This is a genomic window from Haemophilus sp. THUN1690 (assembly GCF_059704375.1).
Window position 1 is genome coordinate 159,568 of record NZ_AP046583.1, and the last position, 22,476, is coordinate 182,043.

Below are 22,476 nucleotides of genomic sequence, written 5' to 3' on the forward strand. Positions count from 1 at the left end.
TTTAAGACATTCAAGAATACATCAATTATTTGATGATTTTCGCTACAACACCAGCACCTACTGTACGGCCACCTTCACGGATAGCGAAACGTAAACCTTGGTCCATCGCGATTGGGTGGATTAAGCTTACTGTCATCTTGATGTTATCACCAGGCATTACCATTTCCACGCCTTCTGGTAATTCGATAGTACCGGTTACGTCAGTTGTACGGAAATAGAATTGTGGACGGTAACCTTTGAAGAATGGAGTATGACGACCACCTTCTTCTTTTGATAATACGTACACTTCTGATTCGAAGTCAGTGTGTGGTGTGATTGAACCTGGTTTCGCTAATACTTGACCACGTTCGATTTCTTCACGTTTTGTACCACGTAATAATGCACCAATGTTCTCACCTGCACGACCTTCGTCAAGTAATTTACGGAACATTTCAACACCCGTTACAGTAGTTTTCGCTGTATCTTTGATACCTACGATTTCTACTTCATCACCAGTACGGATGATACCACGTTCTACACGACCAGTTACTACAGTACCACGACCTGAGATTGAGAACACGTCTTCGATTGGAAGAAGGAACGGTTGGTCAATCGCACGTTCTGGCTCTGGGATGTAAGTATCTAAGTGGTTTGCTAATTCAAGGATTTTTTCTTCCCATTCTGCTACGCCGTTTAATGCTTGTAATGCAGAACCACGTACGATTGGCGTATCGTCACCTGGGAAGTCATATTGAGATAGAAGTTCACGAACTTCCATTTCTACTAATTCTAATAACTCTTCGTCATCTACCATGTCGCATTTGTTTAAGAATACGATGATGTATGGAACACCTACTTGGCGACCTAATAAGATGTGCTCACGAGTTTGTGGCATTGGACCATCAGTTGCTGCTACTACTAAGATAGCACCATCCATTTGTGCCGCACCAGTAATCATGTTTTTTACATAGTCGGCGTGTCCTGGACAGTCAACGTGTGCGTAGTGACGAGTTGCTGTATCGTATTCAACGTGTGAAGTGTTGATGGTGATACCACGCGCTTTTTCTTCTGGCGCGTTATCAATTTGGTCAAATGCGCGAGCTGCACCACCGTAGTGTTTAGATAATACGGTTGTGATTGCTGCTGTTAAAGTTGTTTTACCGTGGTCAACGTGGCCGATTGTACCCACGTTTACGTGCGGTTTTGTACGTTCAAATTTTTCTTTAGACATTGCTAATGTTTCCTAAGAAGTGCGGTATAAAAAATCATGTTTTATACCGCTGGTTTACAAAAATTATTTTTTACGCGCTTCAATTACTGCAGCTGCAACACTTGTTGGCGCTTCAGCATATTTTAACGGTTCCATTGAGTATGATGCACGACCTTGAGTTTGTGAACGTAAGTCTGTTGCATAGCCGAACATTTCTGAAAGTGGAACTTCAGCATCGATCTTAACAACGAACTCATTCGCTTCTTGACCGTTCACCATAGCACGACGACGGCTTAAGTCACCAATTACATCACCAACATATTCAGGTGGAGTTTCAACTTCAACTTTCATAATCGGCTCAAGTAATACTGGGTTTGCTTTTGCGAATGCTGCTTTAAATGCTAAAGATGCAGCAAGTTTAAACGCTAACTCAGATGAGTCCACATCATGGTATGAACCGAAGTGTAAACGTACACCAAGATCAACTACCGGGTAGCCCGCTAATGGACCAGATTTAAGCTGTTCTTGGATACCTTTATCAACCGCAGGAATGTATTCACCAGGGATTACACCACCTTTGATTTCGTTCACGAATTCGTAACCTGGGCCTTCTGGATCTAATGGATATAAGTCAATAACAACGTGACCATATTGACCGCGACCACCAGATTGTTTTGCATGTTTACCTTCTACATCATTAACACGAGTGCGGATAGTTTCACGATAAGATACTTGTGGTTTACCGATGTTAGCTTCCACTTTAAACTCACGTTTCATACGGTCAACGATGATATCTAAGTGTAACTCACCCATACCAGAAATAATGGTTTCACCAGATTCTTCATCAGTGTGAACACGGAATGAAGGGTCTTCTTGAGCAAGACGACCTAATGCAAGACCCATTTTTTCTTGGTCAGCTTTAGTTTTAGGTTCTACCGCTACAGAAATTACTGGCTCAGGGAATTCCATACGCTCAAGGATGATTGGTGCTTCAATTGCACATAATGTATCACCAGTAGTTACATCTTTTAAGCCAATAGCAGCTGCAATGTCACCTGCACGAACCTCTTTAATTTCTTCACGTTTGTTAGCGTGCATCTGTACAATACGACCAAAACGTTCACGTTTTTGACGTACAGAGTTTAACACTGTATCACCAGAATTAATAACACCAGAATATACACGGAAGAAGGTTAAGTTACCTACGAACGGGTCAGTTGCAATTTTAAATGCTAATGAAGAGAATGGTTCCTCATCACTTGCATGACGTTCACCTTCAGTTTCATCTGGATTGATACCTTTAATAGCTGGAATATCTGTTGGCGCTGGTAAATATTCAACAACGGCATCTAGCATAGCTTGAACACCTTTGTTTTTGAACGCAGAACCACAGGTTACTAAGATAATTTCACTTGCTAATACACGCTGACGTAATGCAGACTTAATTTCTTCTTCAGTTAAGTCTTCACCGCCTAAGTATTTCTCCATTAATTCCTCAGACGCTTCAGCTGCTGCTTCTACAAGGTTTTGACGCCATTCCTCACAGTCAGCTTGCATATTTGCAGGCACATCTTCATAAGTGAAAGTCATACCTTGGTCTGCTTCATTCCAGTTAATCGCTTTCATTTTGATTAGGTCAACGACACCTGTGAAGTTATCTTCTGCACCAATTGGAAGTTGAAGAGGAACTGCGTTAGCACCTAAACGAGTTTTTAATTGCTCAACTACGCGTAAGAAATTTGCACCAGTACGGTCCATCTTGTTTACGAACGCAATACGTGGCACTTGATATTTGTTAGCTTGACGCCATACAGTTTCAGATTGTGGTTGAACACCACCAACCGCACAGTAAACCATTACCGCACCATCAAGAACACGCATGGAACGTTCTACTTCAACAGTAAAGTCTACGTGTCCTGGAGTATCGATAACGTTGATTCGGTGTTGTTGGAACTGTTGTGACATACCAGACCAGAATGCAGTTGTTGCCGCAGAGGTAATGGTAATACCACGCTCTTGTTCTTGTTCCATCCAGTCCATCGTTGCTGCACCATCGTGCACTTCACCGATTTTGTGGCTAACACCAGTATAGAATAAGATACGCTCAGTAGTAGTGGTTTTACCCGCATCAATGTGCGCACTGATACCGATATTACGATATCTTTCAATAGGGGTTGTACGAGCCATTATTATAACCTTGTTTATTTAATATCAGTTTATATAAGGGTAAGGCTTCATCAATGATGAAGCCCTTTAAATTCAAAAACTTATTACCAACGGTAGTGAGCAAATGCTTTGTTAGCTTCAGCCATGCGGTGAACGTCTTCACGTTTTTTCACTGCTGCCCCTTTATTATCTGAAGCATCAGATAATTCGTTTGCAAGGCGTAAAGCCATTGATTTATCACCACGTTTACGTGCTGCTTCAACGATCCAACGCATACCTAGTGCGTTACGACGTACAGGGCGCACTTCAACTGGTACTTGGTAAGTAGAACCACCAACACGACGAGATTTAACCTCAACAGTTGGACGTACGTTTTCAAGTGCAACTTCAAACGCTTCTAAAGGCTCTTTACCTGTGCGTTGTGCTAAAGTTTCTAAAGCACCATAAACGATTGATTCAGCAACGGATTTTTTACCGTCTACCATGATTACATTAATAAATTTTGCAAGTAATTCTGAACCGAACTTCGGATCTGGAAGAATCTTGCGTGCTTCAACACTACGACGACGTGGCATTGCGAATTTCTCCGTATTTTAATCTTCAGGATATCCAAAACCCATCAGCAATATTTCTCATTGAGAAAATTTGCAGCGCAAAGCGCTTTTTGACTGGAGTTTATGGTTTAAATTGTTTTGCTAATTTAGACGTTTGGCCTTACTTAACGGAGAACCATTAAGCTTTAGGACGTTTAACGCCGTATTTAGAACGACCTTGTTTACGATCTTTAACGCCTGCGCAGTCTAATGCACCGCGTACTGTGTGGTAACGCACACCCGGTAAGTCTTTAACACGACCACCACGGATTAATACAACACTGTGCTCTTGAAGGTTGTGACCTTCACCACCGATATAAGAAGTTACTTCAAAACCGTTAGTTAAGCGGATACGACATACTTTACGTAACGCTGAGTTTGGTTTTTTAGGAGTTGTAGTATATACACGAGTACATACACCACGTTTCTGCGGACAAGCCTCTAATGCAGGAACGTTGCTTTTTACAACCTTTTTCACACGCGGTTTGCGTACTAGCTGGTTGATAGTTGCCATTAAAAAAGCTCCAGTTTAAATGTTATTCAATAATAGAATGTTGTTCAAAAAATCTACTTCCATACAGAAATAGATGGCGAATTCTAATCGTTCTGAGGTTTGTTGTCAATAATTAAACAGCGCCAAAGATCCGTGAAAGGATCTTTAGTTGTGTACAAAAAACGCTTCCAAAATTCACCGCACTTTTTCATTCAAAATGCCAAACCAATTGCCCCAGCGAAATGACAGTTTTATAATTTCTACTTAATTAGTATTAAATTACAATCATTATGTTACGCTCGCTCAAATTTCACTTACGCTATTTCTTCCATAAAAAGCTACGCCAAACACACAGAATTTCCCACAAAAGTTTAGAATTTATCTGCCTAATTATAGGTGCAACATTTGTCTCACTCTTTTCATTTTGCTTTGCGAAATTATCTGATCTTGGCCTAGAATTAAACGCTCATTGGTCATCTCAATATCCTATTGCAGTTTGGTTTGTGTTACCCCTAGGCATGGCTTGCCTGACTTGGTTTACGAAAAAATATACTCCCTATGTAGGAGGAAGCGGTATTCCGCAAGTCATTGCATCAATTAATCTTCCTCATAGTAGCTATAAAACCAAATTAGTTGAATTCAGCCAAACTATTTGGAAAATTCCTCTTACCTTTTTGGCTATGCTTATCGGTGCATCAGTTGGGCGTGAAGGTCCATCAGTACAAGTTGGCGCAGCTGTCATGCTTGCGTGGGGAAATTATTGTAGAAAACATAATTTAGCGTTTAGAGGATTAAGCACCAATGAATTACTTGCAACAGGTGCAGCAGGTGGGCTTGCTGCTGCCTTTAATGCACCTTTGGCTGGGGTGATATTTGCGATTGAAGAACTTGGACGTGGAGTAATGTTACGTTGGGAACGACGCGTATTGATGGGGGTATTAGCTGCTGGTTTTATTCTTGTCGCGATTCAAGGAAACAGCCCTTATTTTCCACGTTATCAAGGGGTAACATCTGTTTCTTATCTCTATCTTTGGCTTGCAATTTGTGGGGTGGTTTGTGGCATTCTAGGTGGCATATTCGGACGATTATTAGCAAAAGGTCTCGCTGGATTATCACCTGAAAAATGGCGTAGCTGGGTTCGCCAACATCCTATTTATATTGCTTTATTATTGGGTTTAGTACTTGCCGCTCTCGGCAGTTACACTCACGGACAAACTTATGGTACTGGCTATGAGGTTGTTGCGCACGCTTTAGAAGGGCAAGCCATAGATCCTGAAATTGGCATCCTTAAACTTTTGGCAACGGTGACCACTTATTGGAATGGTATTGCCGGTGGTATTTTTACCCCTTCACTGACAACAGGCGCAGGCATTGGTGCAATGCTGTGGGATCTCAGTGGCGGTATGGTTGATCAACGTTTTTTGGTGATTTTATGTATGGCGGCGTTTCTAGCTGGTGGCACACAATCGCCAGTTACTGCCAGTGTTGTTGTAATGGAAATGACAGGCGCACAACCCGTTCTCATTTGGCTCTTGATTTCCAGCATTATTGCATCCATAATCTCGCGCCAATTTAGCCCAAAACCATTTTACCACTTTGCTGCAGGCCGTTTTCGCCAGCAAATGCAAGCTCGCCAAACCGAAGAATTACGCAGCAAAGCTGAATAAGAGAAATAAAAATGCCTCAAAATTCACCGCACTTTTACCGCGGCCGTTTTTCGGTTGCGCCAATGTTAGATTGGACAACACGCCATTGTCGTTATTTTCATCGCCAATTTTCAAAGCACGCATTACTTTACACTGAAATGGTCACAGCACCTGCGATTATCCACGCAAAATATGACCACTTGGATTTTGATTTACAAGAAAATCCCGTTGCGTTACAGCTGGGAGGAAGCGATCCTGAACAACTCACATATTGTGCAAAACTTGCTGAGGAACGAGGTTATCACGAAATTAATCTTAATGTAGGATGCCCTTCTGATCGCGTACAAAATGGAATGTTTGGCGCTTGCTTAATGGCGAAAGCAGATTTGGTAGCAGACTGTGTAGAACAAATGCAAAGTGCGGTCAAAATTCCAGTCACTGTGAAAACGCGTATTGGCATTGATGAATTAGACAGCTATGAATTTTTATGTGATTTTATTGAGAAGGTTCAAGGAAAAGGTTGCCAAGAATTTATTATCCACGCACGAAAAGCTTGGCTTTCAGGATTAAGCCCTAAAGAAAATCGAGAAATTCCGCCATTAGATTATGCTAGGGTGTATCAACTAAAACGTGATTTTCCACATCTAACTATTGCAATTAACGGTGGGATTAAAACCATTGAAGAAATGAAGCAACATTTGCAATATGTGGACGGCGTGATGGTTGGGCGAGAGGCCTATCAAAATCCAAGTTTACTTGGGCAAATTGACCAAGCCTTATTTGATCCTAACGCACCAATTGTTACCGCTCATGAAGCAGTACAGTCAATGCTTCCTTATATTGAGCAACAACTTAGCCAAAGCATACACCTTAATCATATCGTCCGCCATATGTTAGGCGCATTCCAAAATTGCAAAGGTGCTCGTCAATGGCGACGCTATTTAAGCGAAAATGCGTTTAAACAAGGTGCGGGAGTTGAAGTAGTTGAAACCGCCTTAAGCTTTGTAGAAAACGAATCCTAAAAAACAAAATAAGCCGCAAAAGTGCGGCTTATTTTTCAGCTGTTTTTCTTACGCAATACGCATTTGAAAAATCACCAATTCAGCTTGGCAACAGAAAGTGAAATCTGCCTTTAATAAATAGCCATCATCCACTTTTGTAATTTCAGATTGAATTTCACAAGGTTCACTTTCTACATCACGCGCTTTCTGAGTAAAAAATACGAGCGCTTCTTGCGCTTGTTTCTCACTGTCATAAACATATTCAATAACCTGACTACAATCACGATTATCGAAAAGTGATTTCATATCAAAAGTATTACAACCTACACATTCAATCGGTTTTTCAGTTTGAATCGCCATAATATTATCCCTTTTATTCAGCTTATTTTGCAGCAACAAAACCTACTGCTTCATATACTTTCGCCAAAGTTTCTTGCGCTTTTGCACGAGCTTTTTCCGCTCCTTGTCGTAAGATATTATCTAATAAAGCTTCATCATTACGATATTGATGGAAACGTTCTTGTAAACCAGCAAGTAAAGTTGATACTTCATCCGCTACAGCTGTTTTTAAATGTCCGTACATTTTACCTTCAAATTCTTTTTCAAGATCAGCAATAGGCTTATCCGTAACCGCAGAAAGAATATCTAAAAGGTTGGATACACCCGCTTTATTTTGCACATCATAACGAACAACAGGTGGCTCATCTGAATCCGTTACGGCACGTTTAATTTTCTTCGCCACAGATTTTGGATCTTCTAAAAGTGTCACTACATTGTTGCGGTTATCATCTGATTTTGACATTTTCTTTTCAGGATCTTGCAATGACATAATACGTGCACCTGCTTTTCCAATGAAAATTTCAGGAATGGTGAAAATATTGCCATAGAGCGCATTAAAGCGGTTTGCAATATCACGCGTAATTTCTAAGTGTTGTTTTTGGTCATCGCCAACAGGCACGCTTTTTGCTTGATAAAGTAAAATATCCGCCGCCATTAACACAGGATAATCAAACAAACCCACGTTAATATTTTCTGCATAACGCGCTGATTTATCTTTGAATTGAGTCATTCGGCTCATTTCACCAAAATAAGTGTAGCAGTTTAACACCCAGCTTAATTGCGTGTGTTCTGGAACGTGAGATTGAACAAAAATAGTACTTTTATTTGGATCAATTCCACACGCCAAATAAAGAGCAAGCACATCAAGCGTTGCTTTGCGAAGGGCAACAGGATCTTGACGCACAGTGATCGCATGTAAATCAACTACGCAGAAAATACATTCATAATCTTCTTGCATTTTTACCCAGTTGCGCAACGCGCCCAAATAATTTCCGATAGTTAATTCACCAGAAGGCTGCACGCCACTAAAAACAATTGGTTTTGCCATAATCAATCCTTAATACCTTAAAACTGTTCGCACATCATAACAGAAACTCCAGGCTTTTTTAATGTTCGAGTTCAAAAGCTAGGTTAAAAATGCTATATTTAACGAAAACGTTTTCCTAATATTTTCTAATGAAAAACTACCACGATATTGTTCTTGCCCTTGCTGGCGTGTGCCAATCAGCAAAATTGGTTCATCAACTTGCAACAGAAAGCCGAGCTGATTCAGATATATTTTTAACCGCACTTAATAGCCTTTTCATTACCCAACCACAACGAATCGAAGATGTTTTTGGTGGCGAAGTTCGTCATTTAAAATTAGGTCTAGAAACCTTAATTCATCAGCTCAACGCGCAAGGCGATCAAAATTTAACTCGCTATTGGTTAAGCCTTTTGGCATTAGAAGGAAAATTATCAAAAAACCCTGATGCCAAACAAACATTAAGCAATCGAATTTCTCGCCTAAAAGAACAGGAAATTCATTACACTCGCGATAGTGGAACAATGCTATCTATTATGGCAAATATTTACAGCGACGTTATTAGTCCATTGGGCAAAAAAATTCACATTCTAGGCTCGCCTGATTATTTGCGACAAGAAGTCGTACAAAATAAAATTCGTGCAGTTTTACTTGCAGGCATTCGCTCTGCTGTGCTGTGGAAACAAATGGGCGGAACCAAATGGCAAATTTTATTTTTCCGCAAAAAATTACTTACCACCGCAAAACAGATTTATTCTTCTATTTATTAATACAATTCTGGAGCAAACATTTATGCAACTCTCTACACTGACCGCACTTTCCCCTCTTGATGGTCGTTATCAAGATAAAGTAACTCCATTACGCGCTATTTTTAGCGAATTCGGGTTAATGAAATTCCGTGTAGCTGTGGAAGTTCGTTGGTTACAAAAATTAGCTTCAAAGGCAGACATTACCGAAGTACCGCCATTTTCTACGCAAGCAAATGCTTTTTTAGATGGAATTGTGGCTAATTTTAATGAAACTGATGCGGCGCGTATTAAAGAAATTGAACGCACAACTAATCATGATGTGAAAGCCGTTGAGTATTTTCTGAAAGAGAAAATTCAAAATGAAGTGGAGCTAGTAAACGTTTCCGAATTTATTCACTTCGCTTGCACCTCAGAAGACATTAATAACCTCTCTCACGCATTAATGTTAAGCACTGCTCGTGACGAAGTGATTTTACCTGAATGGCAAAAACTGATTGATGAAATCACTCGTCTTGCAGAAGAATATAAAATGATTCCACTACTTTCTCGCACACATGGCCAACCAGCTTCACCAAGCACAGTGGGCAAAGAAATGGCGAATGTCGTTTACCGCCTAAAACGTCAATTTAAACAACTCCAAAACGCGGAAATCTTAGGTAAAATCAATGGCGCGGTAGGTAACTACAATGCGCATTTATCGGCATATCCTAATATTGATTGGCATAAATTCAGCGAAGAATTTGTCACTTCATTAGGTATTCAATGGAATCCTTATACCACACAAATTGAACCACACGATTACATCGCTGAATTTTTTGATGCTATAGTACGCTTTAATACTATTATCATTGATTTTGATCGGGATTTATGGGGATACATTGCATTAAATCACTTTAAACAACGAACTATTGCAGGCGAAATTGGTTCTTCTACCATGCCACATAAAGTCAATCCAATTGATTTTGAAAACTCAGAGGGCAATCTAGGCTTAGCCAATGCAGTGATGACCCATTTAGGTCAAAAGTTACCAATTTCTCGCTGGCAACGTGACTTAACGGATTCAACCGTATTACGTAATTTAGGCGTAGGATTAGGTTATTGTTTGATCGCTTATGCTTCAACACGCAAAGGCATTAGTAAACTTGAAGTAAATCAACCGCACTTATTAGAAGAACTCAATCAAAACTGGGAAGTTTTAGCTGAACCAATTCAAACCGTAATGCGCCGCTATGGAATAGAAAAACCTTACGAAAAATTAAAAGAATTAACGCGAGGTAAACGAGTGACAGAACAGGCTATGCGTGAATTTATTGATAAGTTGGCTATTCCACAAGAAGAAAAATTACGTTTACAAAAATTAACGCCCGCTACTTATATTGGAGCTGCAGTGGAATTAGTAGAAAAGCTATCATAGGAATTTGGCTCTTTTTCCAACAATATTCTTTACAAGAACATAGCTTTTCTCTATAATTCTGCATCTGTGTTAGTCAGTCTAACAAATTTCTGGTTGGTGCTTGACCTATTCAAGCCCCATCCAAGACCGTAGGGGAGTAATCTTAATTATCCTACGTAGATGGTGAACAGAATAAGAATTTTTCTTGCTTCTGGGCGCCGAAGTCATCCTGGTCTTAGGATTAGGTAAATTAATTCCGAGTAATCGGAGTGTATTCAGGAGCTAAAAGCCAATGGCATTAAATCTTCAAGACAAACAAGCAATTGTTGCTGAAGTAAATAAAGCAGCCAAAGGTGCACTTTCAGCAGTAATCGCGGATTCTCGCGGTGTAACTGTTGAGAAAATGACTGAATTACGTAAATCAGCACGTGAAGCTGGCGTTACAATGCGTGTAGTTCGTAATACTTTATTACGTCGCGCAGTTGAAGGCACAGATTACGAATGCTTAAAAGATACGTTTGTAGGTCCAACACTTATCGCGTTCTCTAACGAACACCCGGGCGCAGCTGCTCGTTTGTTCAAAGAGTTTGCTAAAGCAAACGATAAGTTTGAAATTAAAGGTGCAGCCTTTGAAGGTAAAATCCAAGATGTTGAATTCTTGGCAACATTACCAACTTACGAAGAAGCGATTGCACGTTTAATGGGCACAATGAAAGAAGCTGCAGCAGGCAAACTTGCTCGCACCTTCGCGGCATTACGCGACAAATTACAAGAAGCAGCTTAATCATTAAGCGTTTCTTACTTCATCTAACTTTATTTATTTTAGGAATTGATTGTTATGTCATTAACTAACGAACAAATCATTGAAGCGATTGCTTCAAAAACTGTAACTGAAATCGTTGAATTAATCGCAGCGATGGAAGAAAAATTCGGTGTTTCAGCAGCGGCAGCAGTAGCAGCAGCTCCAGCAGCAGGCGGCGCAGCGGCAGCAGAAGAAAAAACTGAATTCGACGTAATTCTTGCAGCAGCTGGTGCTAACAAAGTAGCAGTAATCAAAGCAGTACGTGGTGCAACTGGTTTAGGCTTAAAAGAAGCTAAAGATTTAGTTGAATCTGCTCCAGCAGCATTAAAAGAAGGTGTTTCTAAAGAAGAAGCTGAAGCACTTAAGAAAGAATTAGAAGAAGCTGGTGCACAAGTAGAAGTTAAATAATTTCTATTTTAACCACTTTAAAATTCAGAAAACCGATGGGAAGCCATCGGTTTTTTCCTATCTACAAAGCCACAACTTCCTTAATTTAAAAACTTATCATATTCTCCTTTCTACGATAGAATATCTCCTATTATTGATAAATAAAGAGAAAATCTATGACTACAAAAGCATTAAGTGCGGTAATTTTAGCAGCCGGAAAAGGAACACGCATGTATTCCGATTTACCTAAAGTTCTACATACAATCGCTGGTAAACCAATGGTAAAACATGTAATTGATACTGCTCATCAATTAGGCGCAGAAAATATTCATTTAATCTATGGTCACGGTGGAGACTTAATGCGTACCCATCTTACAAATGAACAAGTAAATTGGGTATTACAAACAGAACAACTTGGTACTGCACATGCACTTCAACAAGCAGCACCGTTCTTTAAGGATAACGAAAATATTGTTGTACTTTACGGCGATGCACCATTAATAACTAAAGAAACATTAGAAAAGTTAATTAAAACAAAACCAGAAAATGGCATTGCATTGCTTACCGTAAATTTAGATAACCCAACAGGCTATGGGCGAATTATCCGTGAAAATGGGAATGTTGTGGCAATTGTAGAACAAAAAGATGCAAATGCAGATCAACTAAATATTAAAGAAGTAAATACTGGCGTTATGGTATCCGATGGCGCAAGTTTCAAAAAATGGCTAGCTCGTGTAGGCAATAATAATGCTCAAGGCGAATATTACTTAACGGATCTTATTGCTCTCGCAAACCAGGATAATTGCCAAGTTGTTGCTGTACAAGCAACAGATGTCATGGAAGTTGAAGGCGCAAATAATCGCTTACAATTAGCCGCACTTGAACGTTATTTCCAAAATAAACAAGCCTCCAAGTTATTACTTGAAGGAGTAATGATCTACGATCCCGCTCGCTTTGACCTACGTGGAACATTAGAGCATGGAAAAGATGTGGAAATCGACGTTAATGTTATTATCGAAGGTAGTGTAAAACTCGGTGATCGCGTAAGAATTGGCGCAGGTTGCGTATTGAAAAATGTTGTTATTGGCAATGATGTAGAAATAAAACCCTATTCTGTTCTAGAAGATTCTGTAGTGGGAGAAAAAGCCGCAATTGGTCCATTTTCTCGTTTACGCCCAGGTGCAGAACTTGCAGCTGAAACGCATGTCGGTAACTTTGTAGAAATTAAAAAATCTACCGTTGGTAAAGGTTCTAAAGTAAATCACCTAACCTATGTTGGCGATTCAGAAATCGGCTCAAATTGTAATATTGGTGCGGGTGTCATCACCTGTAACTACGATGGCGCAAATAAATTTAAAACGATCATCGGTGATGATGTATTTGTGGGATCTGATACACAGTTAGTCGCACCAGTGAAAGTCGCAAGTGGCGCAACTATTGGTGCTGGGACAACAATTACACGTGATGTTGGCGAAAATGAATTAGTGATTACACGAGTTCCTCAACGCCATATTCAAGATTGGCAACGACCAACAAAGAAAAAATAAAATAGCATAAAATCCTACGTTTTATCGTAGGATTTTTTATAAACCGATTTTACAAATCGTAATTAAAGCTATATAAAAAATGACCGCACTTAATACCAATAATTTAAAAGCCAATTTGGGTTTTCTCTGATGTAGGCGATATAAAATTCGAGCTACCACCGCAAGAATAACAGGATAAATCAAAAAAAATATTGAGAATAAATTAACTTGCCAAGTTTCCAAGTTAGGATTTTTATCAAATGTAGTGGAAAGCAACAAAGCCATCGGACATAACAATACTGGAGCACAAAAAATAGCTAATCCCCAGGAAAATAAACTAAAACCACGAGGCAAAGATTGTCTTGTCATAATTTAAAAATTTTACAAATAAAAGATAATTACAATATAACAAATACTGTGATTATTAGAAAGTAACTCAAAATCAATAGACTTGAATAAAATGAAATGGCGCACCCGAAAGGATTCGAACCTTTGACCGCTCGGTTCGTAGCCGAGTACTCTATCCAGCTGAGCTACGGGTGCGTAGATGATGCTTTAATTATTCATGACCATTTTTAGAAGATAGAGCCGTTTTAAAATGGCGCACCCGAGAGGATTCGAACCTCTGACCGCTCGGTTCGTAGCCGAGTACTCTATCCAGCTGAGCTACGGGTGCAGAATAAATAAAACAAACAATGGCGGTGAGAGAGGGATTCGAACCCTCGATGGAGCTTTTTAACCCCATACTCCCTTAGCAGGGGAGCGCCTTCAGCCTGCTCGGCCATCTCACCACAATCGGTGTGAGCGGTATAATACGTTTTTTAGAAAATATGTCAAACCATTTTTTGAAAAACACACCTGTTTGAATATTTTATCTACACATTAAATATATTATTGAATAAAAATCTACTCATTATTCAAAAATACTAAAATCTTAGATATTGTTTCCCGTCTTAATTCATCTTGCTCAAATAACACCTCATGTTTAGCGTTCAATACAACTTTACATTGAGCATTCGGAAAAAGTGCGGTTAATTTTTCAAGATTTTTGTTATCTACGATTTTTTCTTTTTCGGCTTGTAAAATTAGGATTGGAATTTCAATCTTAGGAATAACTTTCGGCAAACGTTTAATTGCATTCAAACACAAATGCACCCAACGGAACGTTGGTCCGCCAAGATGAATTGCTGGATTTTTACGATTTATACGATTCATCCATTTCATTCTAGTTTTACAGAAACTTAGTTCATTGTATTCCAAATGGGCTTGTTGATAAGGCCCTTTACCAAAAACATAACACTCGCCTTGTCCTAAAGTATTCACCAGGGCAATAATCAATTCATCTCTAATAGGGTATTTTAAAGGAATACCGTAAAAGGGTGAAGAGAGCACTGCTTTATTAATGCTATGATCACAATTTGCCAAATAATACGTTGCAATCAATGCGCCCATCGAATGAGCAAGCAAATGCTGCGTGGAATAATTGAAAAGTGCGGTCACTTTTTCGATGATTTTCGTCATATCATAGACATAGAAACGAAATTCATCTAAATGCCCTTTTTCAGAATCCTTCAAAAAATGGGTTGAATAACCTTGACCACGGTGATCAAATAGCAACACATCATAGCCTTGATGATAAAAATCATAAGCTGGCTCCGACCATTTCAACATATTTTCAGCACGACCACTCACCAAAATCATCAATTTTCTATCCGCACTTTTAGCGTGTGTTAAATGACGATAAGCGATTTGAACATTATTTTTGCTAATGAAATATTGCGTTGGAAATTGATTGAAAAAAGATAACAGTTCGGTAAAGGCAAATTGAGTAAAGTTGGATTCTCGATTCATAAGTTTTTAGATGGGATACATAAACGCATACAAAAGAAAGAAAAAGTGCGTGAGATTTTACGTCACGCACTCTGCCAATTATGCCACCAATTGTTTTAAGATACGGCGAACTGGCTCTGCAGCACCCCATAATAATTGGTCACCCACAGTAAAGGCAGCCAAATATTCAGGCCCCATTGCCAATTTACGTAAACGCCCCACTGGCACGCTTAATGTACCTGTTACTTTCGCTGGCGTTAATTCACGTAATGTGGTTTCTTTGTCATTTGGAATCACTTTCACCCATTCGTTGTGAGACGCTAAAATTTGTTCGATTTCTTCTAATGGTAAGTCTTTTTTCAGTTTGATGGTGAACGCTTGGCTGTGGCAACGTAATGCACCAATACGTACACATAAACCATCAACAGGAATTGGATTGTCGCTTAAACCTAAGATTTTGTTGGTTTCTGCATAACCTTTCCATTCTTCTTTAGTTTGTCCTGTTTCTGGAAGAAGTTTGTCAATCCAAGGGATTAAACTACCACCTAATGCCGCACCAAAATTATCCGTTGGGAAGCTATCAGAACGCATTTCTGCAGTCACTTTACGTTCAATGTCTAAGATTGACGAAGCAGGGTCTTTTAATTCACTCGAAACCGCTTGTTCTAATAAGCCCATTTGTGAAAGTAATTCACGCATATTTTTTGCGCCAGCACCTGAAGCCGCTTGATAAGTTGCCACAGAAATCCATTCCACCAAATCTTTTTCAAATAGACCGCCGATAGCCATCAACATTAAGCTCACGGTACAGTTACCGCCCACGAAAGTTTTAATGCCTTTTTTTAAGCCTTCAGAAATCACGTGTTGGTTTACCGGATCAAGCACAATAATTGCATCATCTTTCATACGTAATGCAGACGCAGCATCAACCCAATAACCATCCCAACCTGTTGCTTTTAATTTTGGATAGACTTCATTAGTGTAATCGCCACCTTGGCAAGTCACGATAATGTCTAATTTTTTGAGTTCTTCAATATCGAATGCATTTTTAAGTTCGCCTGCATCCTTGCCACCAAATACAGGTGCTTTTTGACCTGCTTGTGAAGTTGTAAAAAATACGGGATTAAGATTCGCAAAATCATTTTCCTGCGACATACGATCCATTAATACGGAACCGACCATTCCGCGCCAGCCGATAAAGCCTACATTTTTCATTGTTGTTTCCTTAGTTTGTTGTGTTTGAATAGAATTATTAATTACAAGATAGCGTTAGCAAAATCAAGTATTTTTCATGGAAATTTACATTTTGCGAAAGAAATTAAATAAGAAATAAAAAAGAGCGGTCAATTTAAAAGAAAATTTAACTTGACCGCTCTTTTCTAGTTATCTACGTCAACACTTATCACGCCTTCTTCCGCTTTCAACAATGCATACGCATCTTTCAACATTGTGGAATCAATGGAAAAACAGCGAATTTGTAACCGCACTTCACCACTACTTTGATCTTTCACCTGTATATGTTCAATACGATACTGATTGTTTACTAACAATTGGGTGACTTTTCCAATGCTTTCCGCACCATTGACGAGAATATTGAATTTTGTCCGACGACGTTGTGATTTACGATGAACCCAACGTTGTACCAGCGGACTTAATCGAATAGAGACCAAAATCATCACAGTGGCGATAACCGCATCGAACACGAAACCTGCCCCAGCAGCAATACCGATCCCCGCAGAAGCCCAAATAATCGCCGCAGTGGTTAAACCTGAAATCGCATCATTTTTCTTATGCAAAATCACACCAGCACCTAAAAAACCGATGCCGCTAATCACTTGAGCCGCAAGACGCATCGGATCCGTACGAATATTTTCTGAAACTTGCGCATAATGCTCTGCGGCTTGAATCGAAACAATGGTTAGCACACAAGTAGTGACGGCAATAATGGCGCAAGTTTTCACGCCCACAGGTTTGCGCTTAAGCTCACGCTCTAAGCCAATAACACTACCAAGCACCATCGCCAATAGCATTTTGCTAAAAATAATCAAATGATAAGGATCGAAAAGTGCGGTCAAAAGTAAAGATGAATTTTCCATAATGATAAAAATAAGTCCGACATAATCGTTTATTCTACATCACTTAGCTTAAAATCTTTACCCTTTCAAGCCTTTAATTTATCGCCTTTCTTTCGAAAATTGAGTAAAATCTTGCGTTTGAAATTTTATAGAGCGAAAGAACGGTTATTTTTATGCAAAATTCAACCCCAAGCATTGGCTTTGTAAGCCTTGGTTGCCCAAAAAACTTAGTAGATTCTGAACGAATCTTAACGGAACTACGCACCGATGGTTACAACATTGTGCCAAGCTATGAAAATGTTGATTTAGTGATTGTGAACACTTGTGGCTTTATTGATAGTGCGGTGCAGGAATCACTCGAAGCGATTGGCGAAGCATTAGAAGAAAATGGGCGAGTTATCGTGACTGGCTGTTTGGGGGCAAAAGAAGACCAAATTCGTGAAGTGCATCCTAAAGTTTTAGAGGTCAGCGGCCCACACAGTTATGAAGCAGTGATGGCGCAAGTTCACAAATATGTGCAAAAACCAACACATAATCCTTACACCAGCTTAGTACCAAAACAAGGCGTAAAACTCACACCAAAACATTATGCCTATTTGAAAATCTCTGAAGGCTGTGATCACCGTTGTACGTTCTGCATTATTCCATCTATGCGTGGTGATTTGGAAAGCCGTTCTATTACGCAAGTTTTGGACGAAGCAAAACGTCTAGCCGAAGCAGGCGTAAAAGAATTGCTTGTGGTATCACAAGACACTTCCGCTTATTCCATGGATTTAAAACGCCAAGAGGGCGGAGTAAAAACGGCTTTCTGGAATGGCATGCCAATTAAAAATGATTTAATGACCCTTTGTAAACAGCTTGGCAAACTTGGCATTTGGGTTCGCTTACATTATGTGTATCCCTATCCACATGTGGATGATTTAATTCCATTAATGGCTGACGGCACGCTCTTACCGTATTTAGACATTCCATTACAACACGCCAGCCCGAAAATCTTAAAAGCAATGAAAAGACCGGGCAGCATTGACCGCACTTTAGAACGCATTAAACAATGGCGTGAAATTTGCCCAGATTTAACATTACGCTCCACCTTTATTGTAGGTTTCCCAGGCGAAACAGAAGAAGATTTCCAATTATTGCTCGATTTCTTAAAAGAAGCCCAACTTGATCGCGTAGGCTGTTTCAAATTCAGCCCAGTTGAAGGTGCACCTGCAACAGAGATGGCTGACCAAGTACTAGAAGATGTGAAAGAAGAACGTTTCCATCGTTTCATGCAATTACAACAAGAAATTTCTGCAAATCGTTTAAAACAAAAAATCGGCAAAACTCTTGATGTATTAGTAGATGAAATTGACGAAGAAGGCATTATTGGCCGCTCAAAAGCTGATGCTCCTGAAGTTGACGGGTTAGTTTATGTCGATAATTTAAGCGGAATCAATGTCAAAGTCGGCGACGTGATTAAAGTAACCATCACAAATTCTGATGAATATGATTTGTGGGGAAGTTGTTAAATAACAACAATCTTAACGAAATAAACAAAAAATCCATCTTCGTATTGAAGATGGATTTTTTCTTAGCCGAACACTTTTTCCAAGTGTGCTTGGTAGTCTGCTAAGTATTGTTTTACTTGTGGATTTTTAATCACATCGTTACATAAGAATGTCGGCAGACGGGTCAAGCCGATGAACTCGTTGAGTTTGTGGAAGTGCATATACAACGCATCCACGCCTTTGCCTTCGAAGAAGTCGCCTTCGCGAGTGAAGGCTTCAATCGGCGCATTCCAAGTAAGCGAAAGCATGTGTTTTTTGCCTTGTAACAAACCACCTGTGCCATAGCCTTCTGTCGGATTAACACGATGACGTCCATCACTGTGATAAAGCTTGCCGTGTCCATCGGTTAATACTTCGTCTATGTATTTTTTCACTGTCCAAGGCTCGTGCATCCACCAACCTGGCATCTGCCAAATCACGGCATCCATCCACAAGAATTTTTCGATTTCTGCTTCAACATCATAGCCGGCATCAATCACGGTTTCTTTTACATTGTGTCCAAGTGCGGTCAAAACTTCTTTCGCTTTTTTGTGAAGTGTGTGGTTCAACTCGCCATGTGAATGACCAAACTCTTTTCCACCGTCTAGTAATAAAATATTCATCTTTGCTCCTAAAATAAAGAATTCAAAAAGGGATTTTATTATGCTATTTTATACTTAAAAAGTGCAAAAATAAAAAAACTCTTTTGCGTTAAACAGAATAATAAAATGAAAACAACTTCTGAAGAATTAACGGTATTTGTACAAGTAGTCGAAAATGGCAGTTTTAGCCGTGCAGCCAAGCAGCTAGCGATGGCAAATTCTGCGGTAAGCCGCGTGGTGAAAAGACTAGAAGAAAAATTAGGCGTAAACCTAATCAACCGTACCACGCGACAACTAAGACTAACAGAAGAAGGTTCGCAATATTTTCACCGAGTGCAGAAAATTCTGCAAGAAATGGCTGCGGCAGAGGCTGAAATGTTGGCTGTAGACGAAATACCACAAGGCATACTACGCGTAGATTCCGCTATGCCGATGGTGTTACATCTGCTAGTGCCACTGTCAGCAAAATTCAACGAACGCTATCCACACATTCAACTTTCGCTAGTTTCTTCCGAAGGCTATATCAATCTAATTGAACGCAAAGTCGATATTGCCTTACGAGCTGGAGAATTGGATGATTCTGGGTTACGTACTCGTCATTTGTTTGATAGCCACTTCCGCGTAGTCGCCAGTCCAGAATACTTGGCAAAACACGGCACGCCGCAATCCACCGAAGATCTTGCCAACCATCAATGTTTAGGCTTCACCGAGCCTACTTCTCTAAATACATGGGCAGTTTTCGATGCTCAAGGAAATCCCTATAAAATCTCACCGCATTTTACCGCCAGCAGCGGTGAAATCTTACGGTCATTGTGCCTTTCAGGTTGTGGTATCGCTTGCTTATCAGATTTTTTGATAGACAATGACATCGCTGAAGGAAAATTAATTCCCTTACTTGTTGAGCAAACCTCCAATAAAATGCTCCCCTTCAATGCTGTTTACTACAGCGATAAAGCCGTCAACCTTCGCCTACGTGTGTTTTTAGACTTTTTAGTAGAAGAACTAAAGGGATAATTAAAATTCATAAGAATCAAATTTTAACGTCAATTTGCAAAAATACTTTAAAACCTGACCGCTCTTTTCCTCCTATCTTTTCATTTTGAGCTAGATTTTCTAACATCCTTTCAAAATCGCCCTCAATCTATCAAGTTGATTTTGTGTTTTTTCTTGTTTTTGTTCGGTGGTTAGTTTTGGTTTATCGCGTTCCCACAGTACATCATCATTGGGTAATTCAGCTAAAAATCGGCTCGGTTCTGGGCGAACTAATTCACCATATTGACGGCGCTCACGACATAAGGAAAAAGTGAGTTCTTTTTGCGCTCTTGTGATCCCCACATAAGCCAAACGGCGTTCTTCTTCCACGTTGTCTTCATCAATGCTAGTTTGGTGGGGCAAAATGCCCTCTTCCATACCGATCAAATAAACATAAGGAAATTCCAATCCTTTAGAGGCGTGCAATGTCATCAGTTGAACTTGATCGCTCTCATCATCATCTTCGCCTCGCTCCAACATATCCCGTAATGTCAGGCGGGTTACTACTTGATTAAGATTCATCGGCTCATTGGTTTCATTGCCTTTTAACATATCCGCAACCCAGTCAAATAACGTGGCAACATTCTTACTTTGCATTTCTGCCGCTTTAGGGCTTGTTGCGTATTCATACAAATATTCTTCGTAATGAATCGCGGATAACATTGAACGTAGCGCACGTTCTGGTTCAGAACGTTGAATTTCATCATTAAGTTCTACAATCCAACGGCCAAATTTTTGCAATGAATCATAGGCTTTTGGTGTAATGCGTTGAATAAGTTCAAACTCAAAAATAGCATCAAATAAACTGATGTGTTTTTCTTGAGCCAACTCTCCAAGTTTTTGTAACGTCGCGGTGCCAATTTCACGTTTCGGTGTATTCACAATACGCAGGAATGCGGCATCATCATCTTGATTCACCACCAAGCGCAAGTACGCCATCATATCTTTGATTTCTGCACGGGAGAAAAAAGAAGTACCGCCTGAAATTTTGTAAGGAATACGGTTTTGCATCAGTACTTTTTCGAGTAATCGGGATTGATGATTACCTCGATACAAAATCGCATAATCTTTATATTTGGTTTTACGGCTAAAACGATGGGCGATCAACTCGGCGACAATCCGCTCTGCTTCGTGTTCTTCATTTTTTGCTTCGATAACAAGCAATCTTTCCCCTTCGCCAATGGTTGAAAAAAGTTTCTTATTAAACACGTGGTCATTGTTATCAATCAAGATATTGGCGCAATGCAAAATGCGTTGGGTTGAACGGTAATTTTGCTCTAGCTTAATCACTTGCAAACGAGGGAAATCATCGCGTAAACGCACCATATTTTCTGGTCGTGCGCCACGCCACGAATAAATAGATTGGTCATCATCGCCCACCACAGTGAAACAAGCACGATCACCCACTAAAAGTTTAATCAGCTCATATTGACTGGTGTTGGTGTCTTGATATTCATCCACCAACAAATAACGAATTTTTGCCTGCCATTTTGACCGCACTTCTTCATTTTGCTTGAACAATAATGTCGGAAGCATAATCAAATCATCAAAATCAAGGGCGTTGTAGGCTCGAATTTGTGCGGCGTAACGCTCATAACATTTTGCAAAAGTTTGATATTTTGCATCACGCGCCAACGCAAATGCCTGTTTTGGCGAAATTAAATCGTTCTTCCAGTTAGAAATCACTGAAATTAACTCACGCAATAAATCCTTATCTTCTTTTAACACATCAGCGGTTAGCTCTTTTAACAACGCAAATTGATCATGTTCGTCAAACAAGGTCATATTTGATTTAAAGCCCAACGCTTTATATTCGAGCTTAATAATGTCAAAACCGAGCGTATGAAAAGTAGAAACAAGCAAGCCTTTGGATTGTTCTTTGCCAATGGAATGAGCAACACGCTCTTTCATCTCGCGTGCGGCTTTGTTGGTGAAAGTAACAGCAGCAATTTGTTTTGGAGAATAACCGCACTTTTCAATTAAATGGGCAATTTTATTAATGATTACGCGAGTTTTGCCTGAGCCAGCACCAGCAAGCACAAGACAAGGGCCTGTCGCATATTCAACGGCTTGTTGTTGTTGAAGATTGAGTTTCATAAG

The 22,476-nt window shown here is 39.8% G+C and carries 21 protein-coding genes and 3 tRNA genes; 9 read left to right on the plus strand and 15 right to left on the minus strand.

Features of this window, described 5'->3' with window-relative positions:
- Window positions 1-25: 25 nt before the first annotated feature.
- From tuf to rpsL, 4 genes are all read right to left on the minus strand, one after another.
- Window positions 26-1,210, minus strand: a complete 1,185-nt coding sequence (tuf, locus tag AC6H22_RS07225; RefSeq protein ID WP_005646706.1) for an elongation factor Tu — start codon at window positions 1,208-1,210, stop codon at window positions 26-28.
- 63 nt (window positions 1,211-1,273) lie between these two features.
- Entirely contained in the window at window positions 1,274-3,376 is a 2,103-nt protein-coding gene (gene fusA, locus AC6H22_RS07230) for an elongation factor G (RefSeq protein ID WP_005638535.1), read from the minus strand.
- A gap of 83 nt (window positions 3,377-3,459) precedes the next feature.
- The gene (gene rpsG / locus AC6H22_RS07235; protein ID WP_005626581.1) at window positions 3,460-3,930 is read right to left on the minus strand and encodes a 30S ribosomal protein S7; all 471 of its coding nucleotides are present in this window, start codon (window positions 3,928-3,930) and stop codon (window positions 3,460-3,462) included.
- Window positions 3,931-4,087: 157 nt separating this feature from the next.
- Window positions 4,088-4,462 carry a 30S ribosomal protein S12 gene (gene rpsL, locus AC6H22_RS07240; RefSeq protein ID WP_005543325.1) on the minus strand — a complete coding sequence of 125 codons (375 nt, stop codon included), beginning with the start codon at window positions 4,460-4,462 and terminating at the stop codon, window positions 4,088-4,090.
- Between the two features lie 269 nt (window positions 4,463-4,731).
- Between rpsL and AC6H22_RS07245 the strand changes: the two genes are divergently transcribed.
- Together AC6H22_RS07245 and dusA are read left to right on the plus strand one after the other, a co-directional pair.
- Window positions 4,732-6,108: a chloride channel protein gene (locus AC6H22_RS07245; protein WP_497515582.1), complete on the plus strand. Its 1,377-nt coding sequence runs from the start codon at window positions 4,732-4,734 to the stop codon at window positions 6,106-6,108.
- 11 nt (window positions 6,109-6,119) lie between these two features.
- Entirely contained in the window at window positions 6,120-7,109 is a 990-nt protein-coding gene (gene dusA / locus AC6H22_RS07250) for a tRNA dihydrouridine(20/20a) synthase DusA (protein ID WP_118817510.1), read from the plus strand.
- Between the two features lie 48 nt (window positions 7,110-7,157).
- Here dusA and AC6H22_RS07255 read toward each other — a convergent pair whose 3' ends face one another.
- Complete coding sequence (locus tag AC6H22_RS07255; RefSeq protein ID WP_118806281.1) at window positions 7,158-7,448, minus strand: YfcZ/YiiS family protein; 291 nt, start codon at window positions 7,446-7,448, stop codon at window positions 7,158-7,160.
- Window positions 7,449-7,470: 22 nt separating this feature from the next.
- A complete protein-coding gene (gene trpS / locus AC6H22_RS07260) occupies window positions 7,471-8,475 on the minus strand; it encodes a tryptophan--tRNA ligase (RefSeq protein ID WP_005636075.1) in 1,005 nt (334 codons plus the stop codon).
- A 128-nt stretch (window positions 8,476-8,603) separates the two neighbouring features.
- Here trpS and hflD point away from each other — a divergent pair, with 128 nt between their 5' ends.
- The 5 genes from hflD (at window position 8,604) to glmU (ending at window position 13,329) form a co-directional block, all read left to right on the plus strand.
- Window positions 8,604-9,221 (plus strand): high frequency lysogenization protein HflD, encoded by a 618-nt coding sequence (hflD, locus tag AC6H22_RS07265; protein WP_118817511.1) that lies wholly within the window; start codon window positions 8,604-8,606, stop codon window positions 9,219-9,221.
- Between the two features lie 22 nt (window positions 9,222-9,243).
- Entirely contained in the window at window positions 9,244-10,614 is a 1,371-nt protein-coding gene (gene purB / locus AC6H22_RS07270; protein ID WP_005626599.1) for an adenylosuccinate lyase, read from the plus strand.
- Between the two features lie 271 nt (window positions 10,615-10,885).
- On the plus strand, window positions 10,886-11,377 hold the full coding sequence (rplJ, locus tag AC6H22_RS07275; RefSeq protein WP_497515584.1) for a 50S ribosomal protein L10: 492 nt from the start codon (window positions 10,886-10,888) through the stop codon (window positions 11,375-11,377).
- A 54-nt stretch (window positions 11,378-11,431) separates the two neighbouring features.
- Window positions 11,432-11,803, plus strand: a complete 372-nt coding sequence (gene rplL, locus AC6H22_RS07280; protein ID WP_005626607.1) for a 50S ribosomal protein L7/L12 — start codon at window positions 11,432-11,434, stop codon at window positions 11,801-11,803.
- Window positions 11,804-11,958: 155 nt separating this feature from the next.
- On the plus strand, window positions 11,959-13,329 hold the full coding sequence (glmU, locus tag AC6H22_RS07285; RefSeq protein ID WP_497515585.1) for a bifunctional UDP-N-acetylglucosamine diphosphorylase/glucosamine-1-phosphate N-acetyltransferase GlmU: 1,371 nt from the start codon (window positions 11,959-11,961) through the stop codon (window positions 13,327-13,329).
- Between the two features lie 36 nt (window positions 13,330-13,365).
- Here glmU and AC6H22_RS07290 read toward each other — a convergent pair whose 3' ends face one another.
- From AC6H22_RS07290 to AC6H22_RS07320, 7 genes are all read right to left on the minus strand, one after another.
- Complete coding sequence (locus AC6H22_RS07290; protein ID WP_497515586.1) at window positions 13,366-13,677, minus strand: DUF5389 family protein; 312 nt, start codon at window positions 13,675-13,677, stop codon at window positions 13,366-13,368.
- A 97-nt stretch (window positions 13,678-13,774) separates the two neighbouring features.
- Window positions 13,775-13,851, minus strand: a tRNA-Arg gene (locus tag AC6H22_RS07295).
- A gap of 56 nt (window positions 13,852-13,907) precedes the next feature.
- Window positions 13,908-13,984, minus strand: a tRNA-Arg gene (locus tag AC6H22_RS07300).
- A gap of 20 nt (window positions 13,985-14,004) precedes the next feature.
- Window positions 14,005-14,099 (minus strand) — tRNA-Ser (locus AC6H22_RS07305).
- 115 nt (window positions 14,100-14,214) lie between these two features.
- Entirely contained in the window at window positions 14,215-15,159 is a 945-nt protein-coding gene (locus AC6H22_RS07310; RefSeq protein ID WP_046953182.1) for an alpha/beta fold hydrolase, read from the minus strand.
- A gap of 78 nt (window positions 15,160-15,237) precedes the next feature.
- A complete protein-coding gene (gene asd / locus AC6H22_RS07315) occupies window positions 15,238-16,353 on the minus strand; it encodes an aspartate-semialdehyde dehydrogenase (protein ID WP_005626617.1) in 1,116 nt (371 codons plus the stop codon).
- Between the two features lie 164 nt (window positions 16,354-16,517).
- Complete coding sequence (locus tag AC6H22_RS07320; RefSeq protein WP_005626619.1) at window positions 16,518-17,234, minus strand: MgtC/SapB family protein; 717 nt, start codon at window positions 17,232-17,234, stop codon at window positions 16,518-16,520.
- A gap of 152 nt (window positions 17,235-17,386) precedes the next feature.
- Between AC6H22_RS07320 and rimO the strand changes: the two genes are divergently transcribed.
- On the plus strand, window positions 17,387-18,724 hold the full coding sequence (rimO, locus tag AC6H22_RS07325) for a 30S ribosomal protein S12 methylthiotransferase RimO (protein WP_005626621.1): 1,338 nt from the start codon (window positions 17,387-17,389) through the stop codon (window positions 18,722-18,724).
- 62 nt (window positions 18,725-18,786) lie between these two features.
- Here rimO and AC6H22_RS07330 read toward each other — a convergent pair whose 3' ends face one another.
- The gene (locus AC6H22_RS07330) at window positions 18,787-19,365 is read right to left on the minus strand and encodes an NAD(P)H-dependent oxidoreductase (RefSeq protein WP_005626623.1); all 579 of its coding nucleotides are present in this window, start codon (window positions 19,363-19,365) and stop codon (window positions 18,787-18,789) included.
- Window positions 19,366-19,470: 105 nt separating this feature from the next.
- Between AC6H22_RS07330 and yafC the strand changes: the two genes are divergently transcribed.
- Window positions 19,471-20,358, plus strand: a complete 888-nt coding sequence (gene yafC, locus AC6H22_RS07335) for a DNA-binding transcriptional regulator YafC (protein WP_118817512.1) — start codon at window positions 19,471-19,473, stop codon at window positions 20,356-20,358.
- A gap of 99 nt (window positions 20,359-20,457) precedes the next feature.
- Here yafC and rep read toward each other — a convergent pair whose 3' ends face one another.
- The gene (gene rep, locus AC6H22_RS07340; RefSeq protein WP_118817513.1) at window positions 20,458-22,473 is read right to left on the minus strand and encodes a DNA helicase Rep; all 2,016 of its coding nucleotides are present in this window, start codon (window positions 22,471-22,473) and stop codon (window positions 20,458-20,460) included.
- Window positions 22,474-22,476 lie beyond the last annotated feature (3 nt).

Coding starts and splice junctions, on each gene's coding strand:
- rep (WP_118817513.1), bottom strand. CDS start 22,473: ATGAAACTCAATCTTCAACAACAACAAGCCGTTGAATATGCGACAGGC.
- AC6H22_RS07320 (WP_005626619.1), bottom strand. CDS start 17,234: ATGGAAAATTCATCTTTACTTTTGACCGCACTTTTCGATCCTTATCAT.
- rplJ (WP_497515584.1), top strand. CDS start 10,886: ATGGCATTAAATCTTCAAGACAAACAAGCAATTGTTGCTGAAGTAAAT.
- rpsG (WP_005626581.1), bottom strand. CDS start 3,930: ATGCCACGTCGTCGTAGTGTTGAAGCACGCAAGATTCTTCCAGATCCG.
- rimO (WP_005626621.1), top strand. CDS start 17,387: ATGCAAAATTCAACCCCAAGCATTGGCTTTGTAAGCCTTGGTTGCCCA.
- trpS (WP_005636075.1), bottom strand. CDS start 8,475: ATGGCAAAACCAATTGTTTTTAGTGGCGTGCAGCCTTCTGGTGAATTA.
- asd (WP_005626617.1), bottom strand. CDS start 16,353: ATGAAAAATGTAGGCTTTATCGGCTGGCGCGGAATGGTCGGTTCCGTA.
- AC6H22_RS07255 (WP_118806281.1), bottom strand. CDS start 7,448: ATGGCGATTCAAACTGAAAAACCGATTGAATGTGTAGGTTGTAATACT.
- AC6H22_RS07245 (WP_497515582.1), top strand. CDS start 4,732: ATGTTACGCTCGCTCAAATTTCACTTACGCTATTTCTTCCATAAAAAG.
- glmU (WP_497515585.1), top strand. CDS start 11,959: ATGACTACAAAAGCATTAAGTGCGGTAATTTTAGCAGCCGGAAAAGGA.
- AC6H22_RS07330 (WP_005626623.1), bottom strand. CDS start 19,365: ATGAATATTTTATTACTAGACGGTGGAAAAGAGTTTGGTCATTCACAT.
- AC6H22_RS07290 (WP_497515586.1), bottom strand. CDS start 13,677: ATGACAAGACAATCTTTGCCTCGTGGTTTTAGTTTATTTTCCTGGGGA.
- AC6H22_RS07310 (WP_046953182.1), bottom strand. CDS start 15,159: ATGAATCGAGAATCCAACTTTACTCAATTTGCCTTTACCGAACTGTTA.
- yafC (WP_118817512.1), top strand. CDS start 19,471: ATGAAAACAACTTCTGAAGAATTAACGGTATTTGTACAAGTAGTCGAA.
- tuf (WP_005646706.1), bottom strand. CDS start 1,210: ATGTCTAAAGAAAAATTTGAACGTACAAAACCGCACGTAAACGTGGGT.
- purB (WP_005626599.1), top strand. CDS start 9,244: ATGCAACTCTCTACACTGACCGCACTTTCCCCTCTTGATGGTCGTTAT.
- fusA (WP_005638535.1), bottom strand. CDS start 3,376: ATGGCTCGTACAACCCCTATTGAAAGATATCGTAATATCGGTATCAGT.
- dusA (WP_118817510.1), top strand. CDS start 6,120: ATGCCTCAAAATTCACCGCACTTTTACCGCGGCCGTTTTTCGGTTGCG.
- hflD (WP_118817511.1), top strand. CDS start 8,604: ATGAAAAACTACCACGATATTGTTCTTGCCCTTGCTGGCGTGTGCCAA.
- rplL (WP_005626607.1), top strand. CDS start 11,432: ATGTCATTAACTAACGAACAAATCATTGAAGCGATTGCTTCAAAAACT.
- rpsL (WP_005543325.1), bottom strand. CDS start 4,462: ATGGCAACTATCAACCAGCTAGTACGCAAACCGCGTGTGAAAAAGGTT.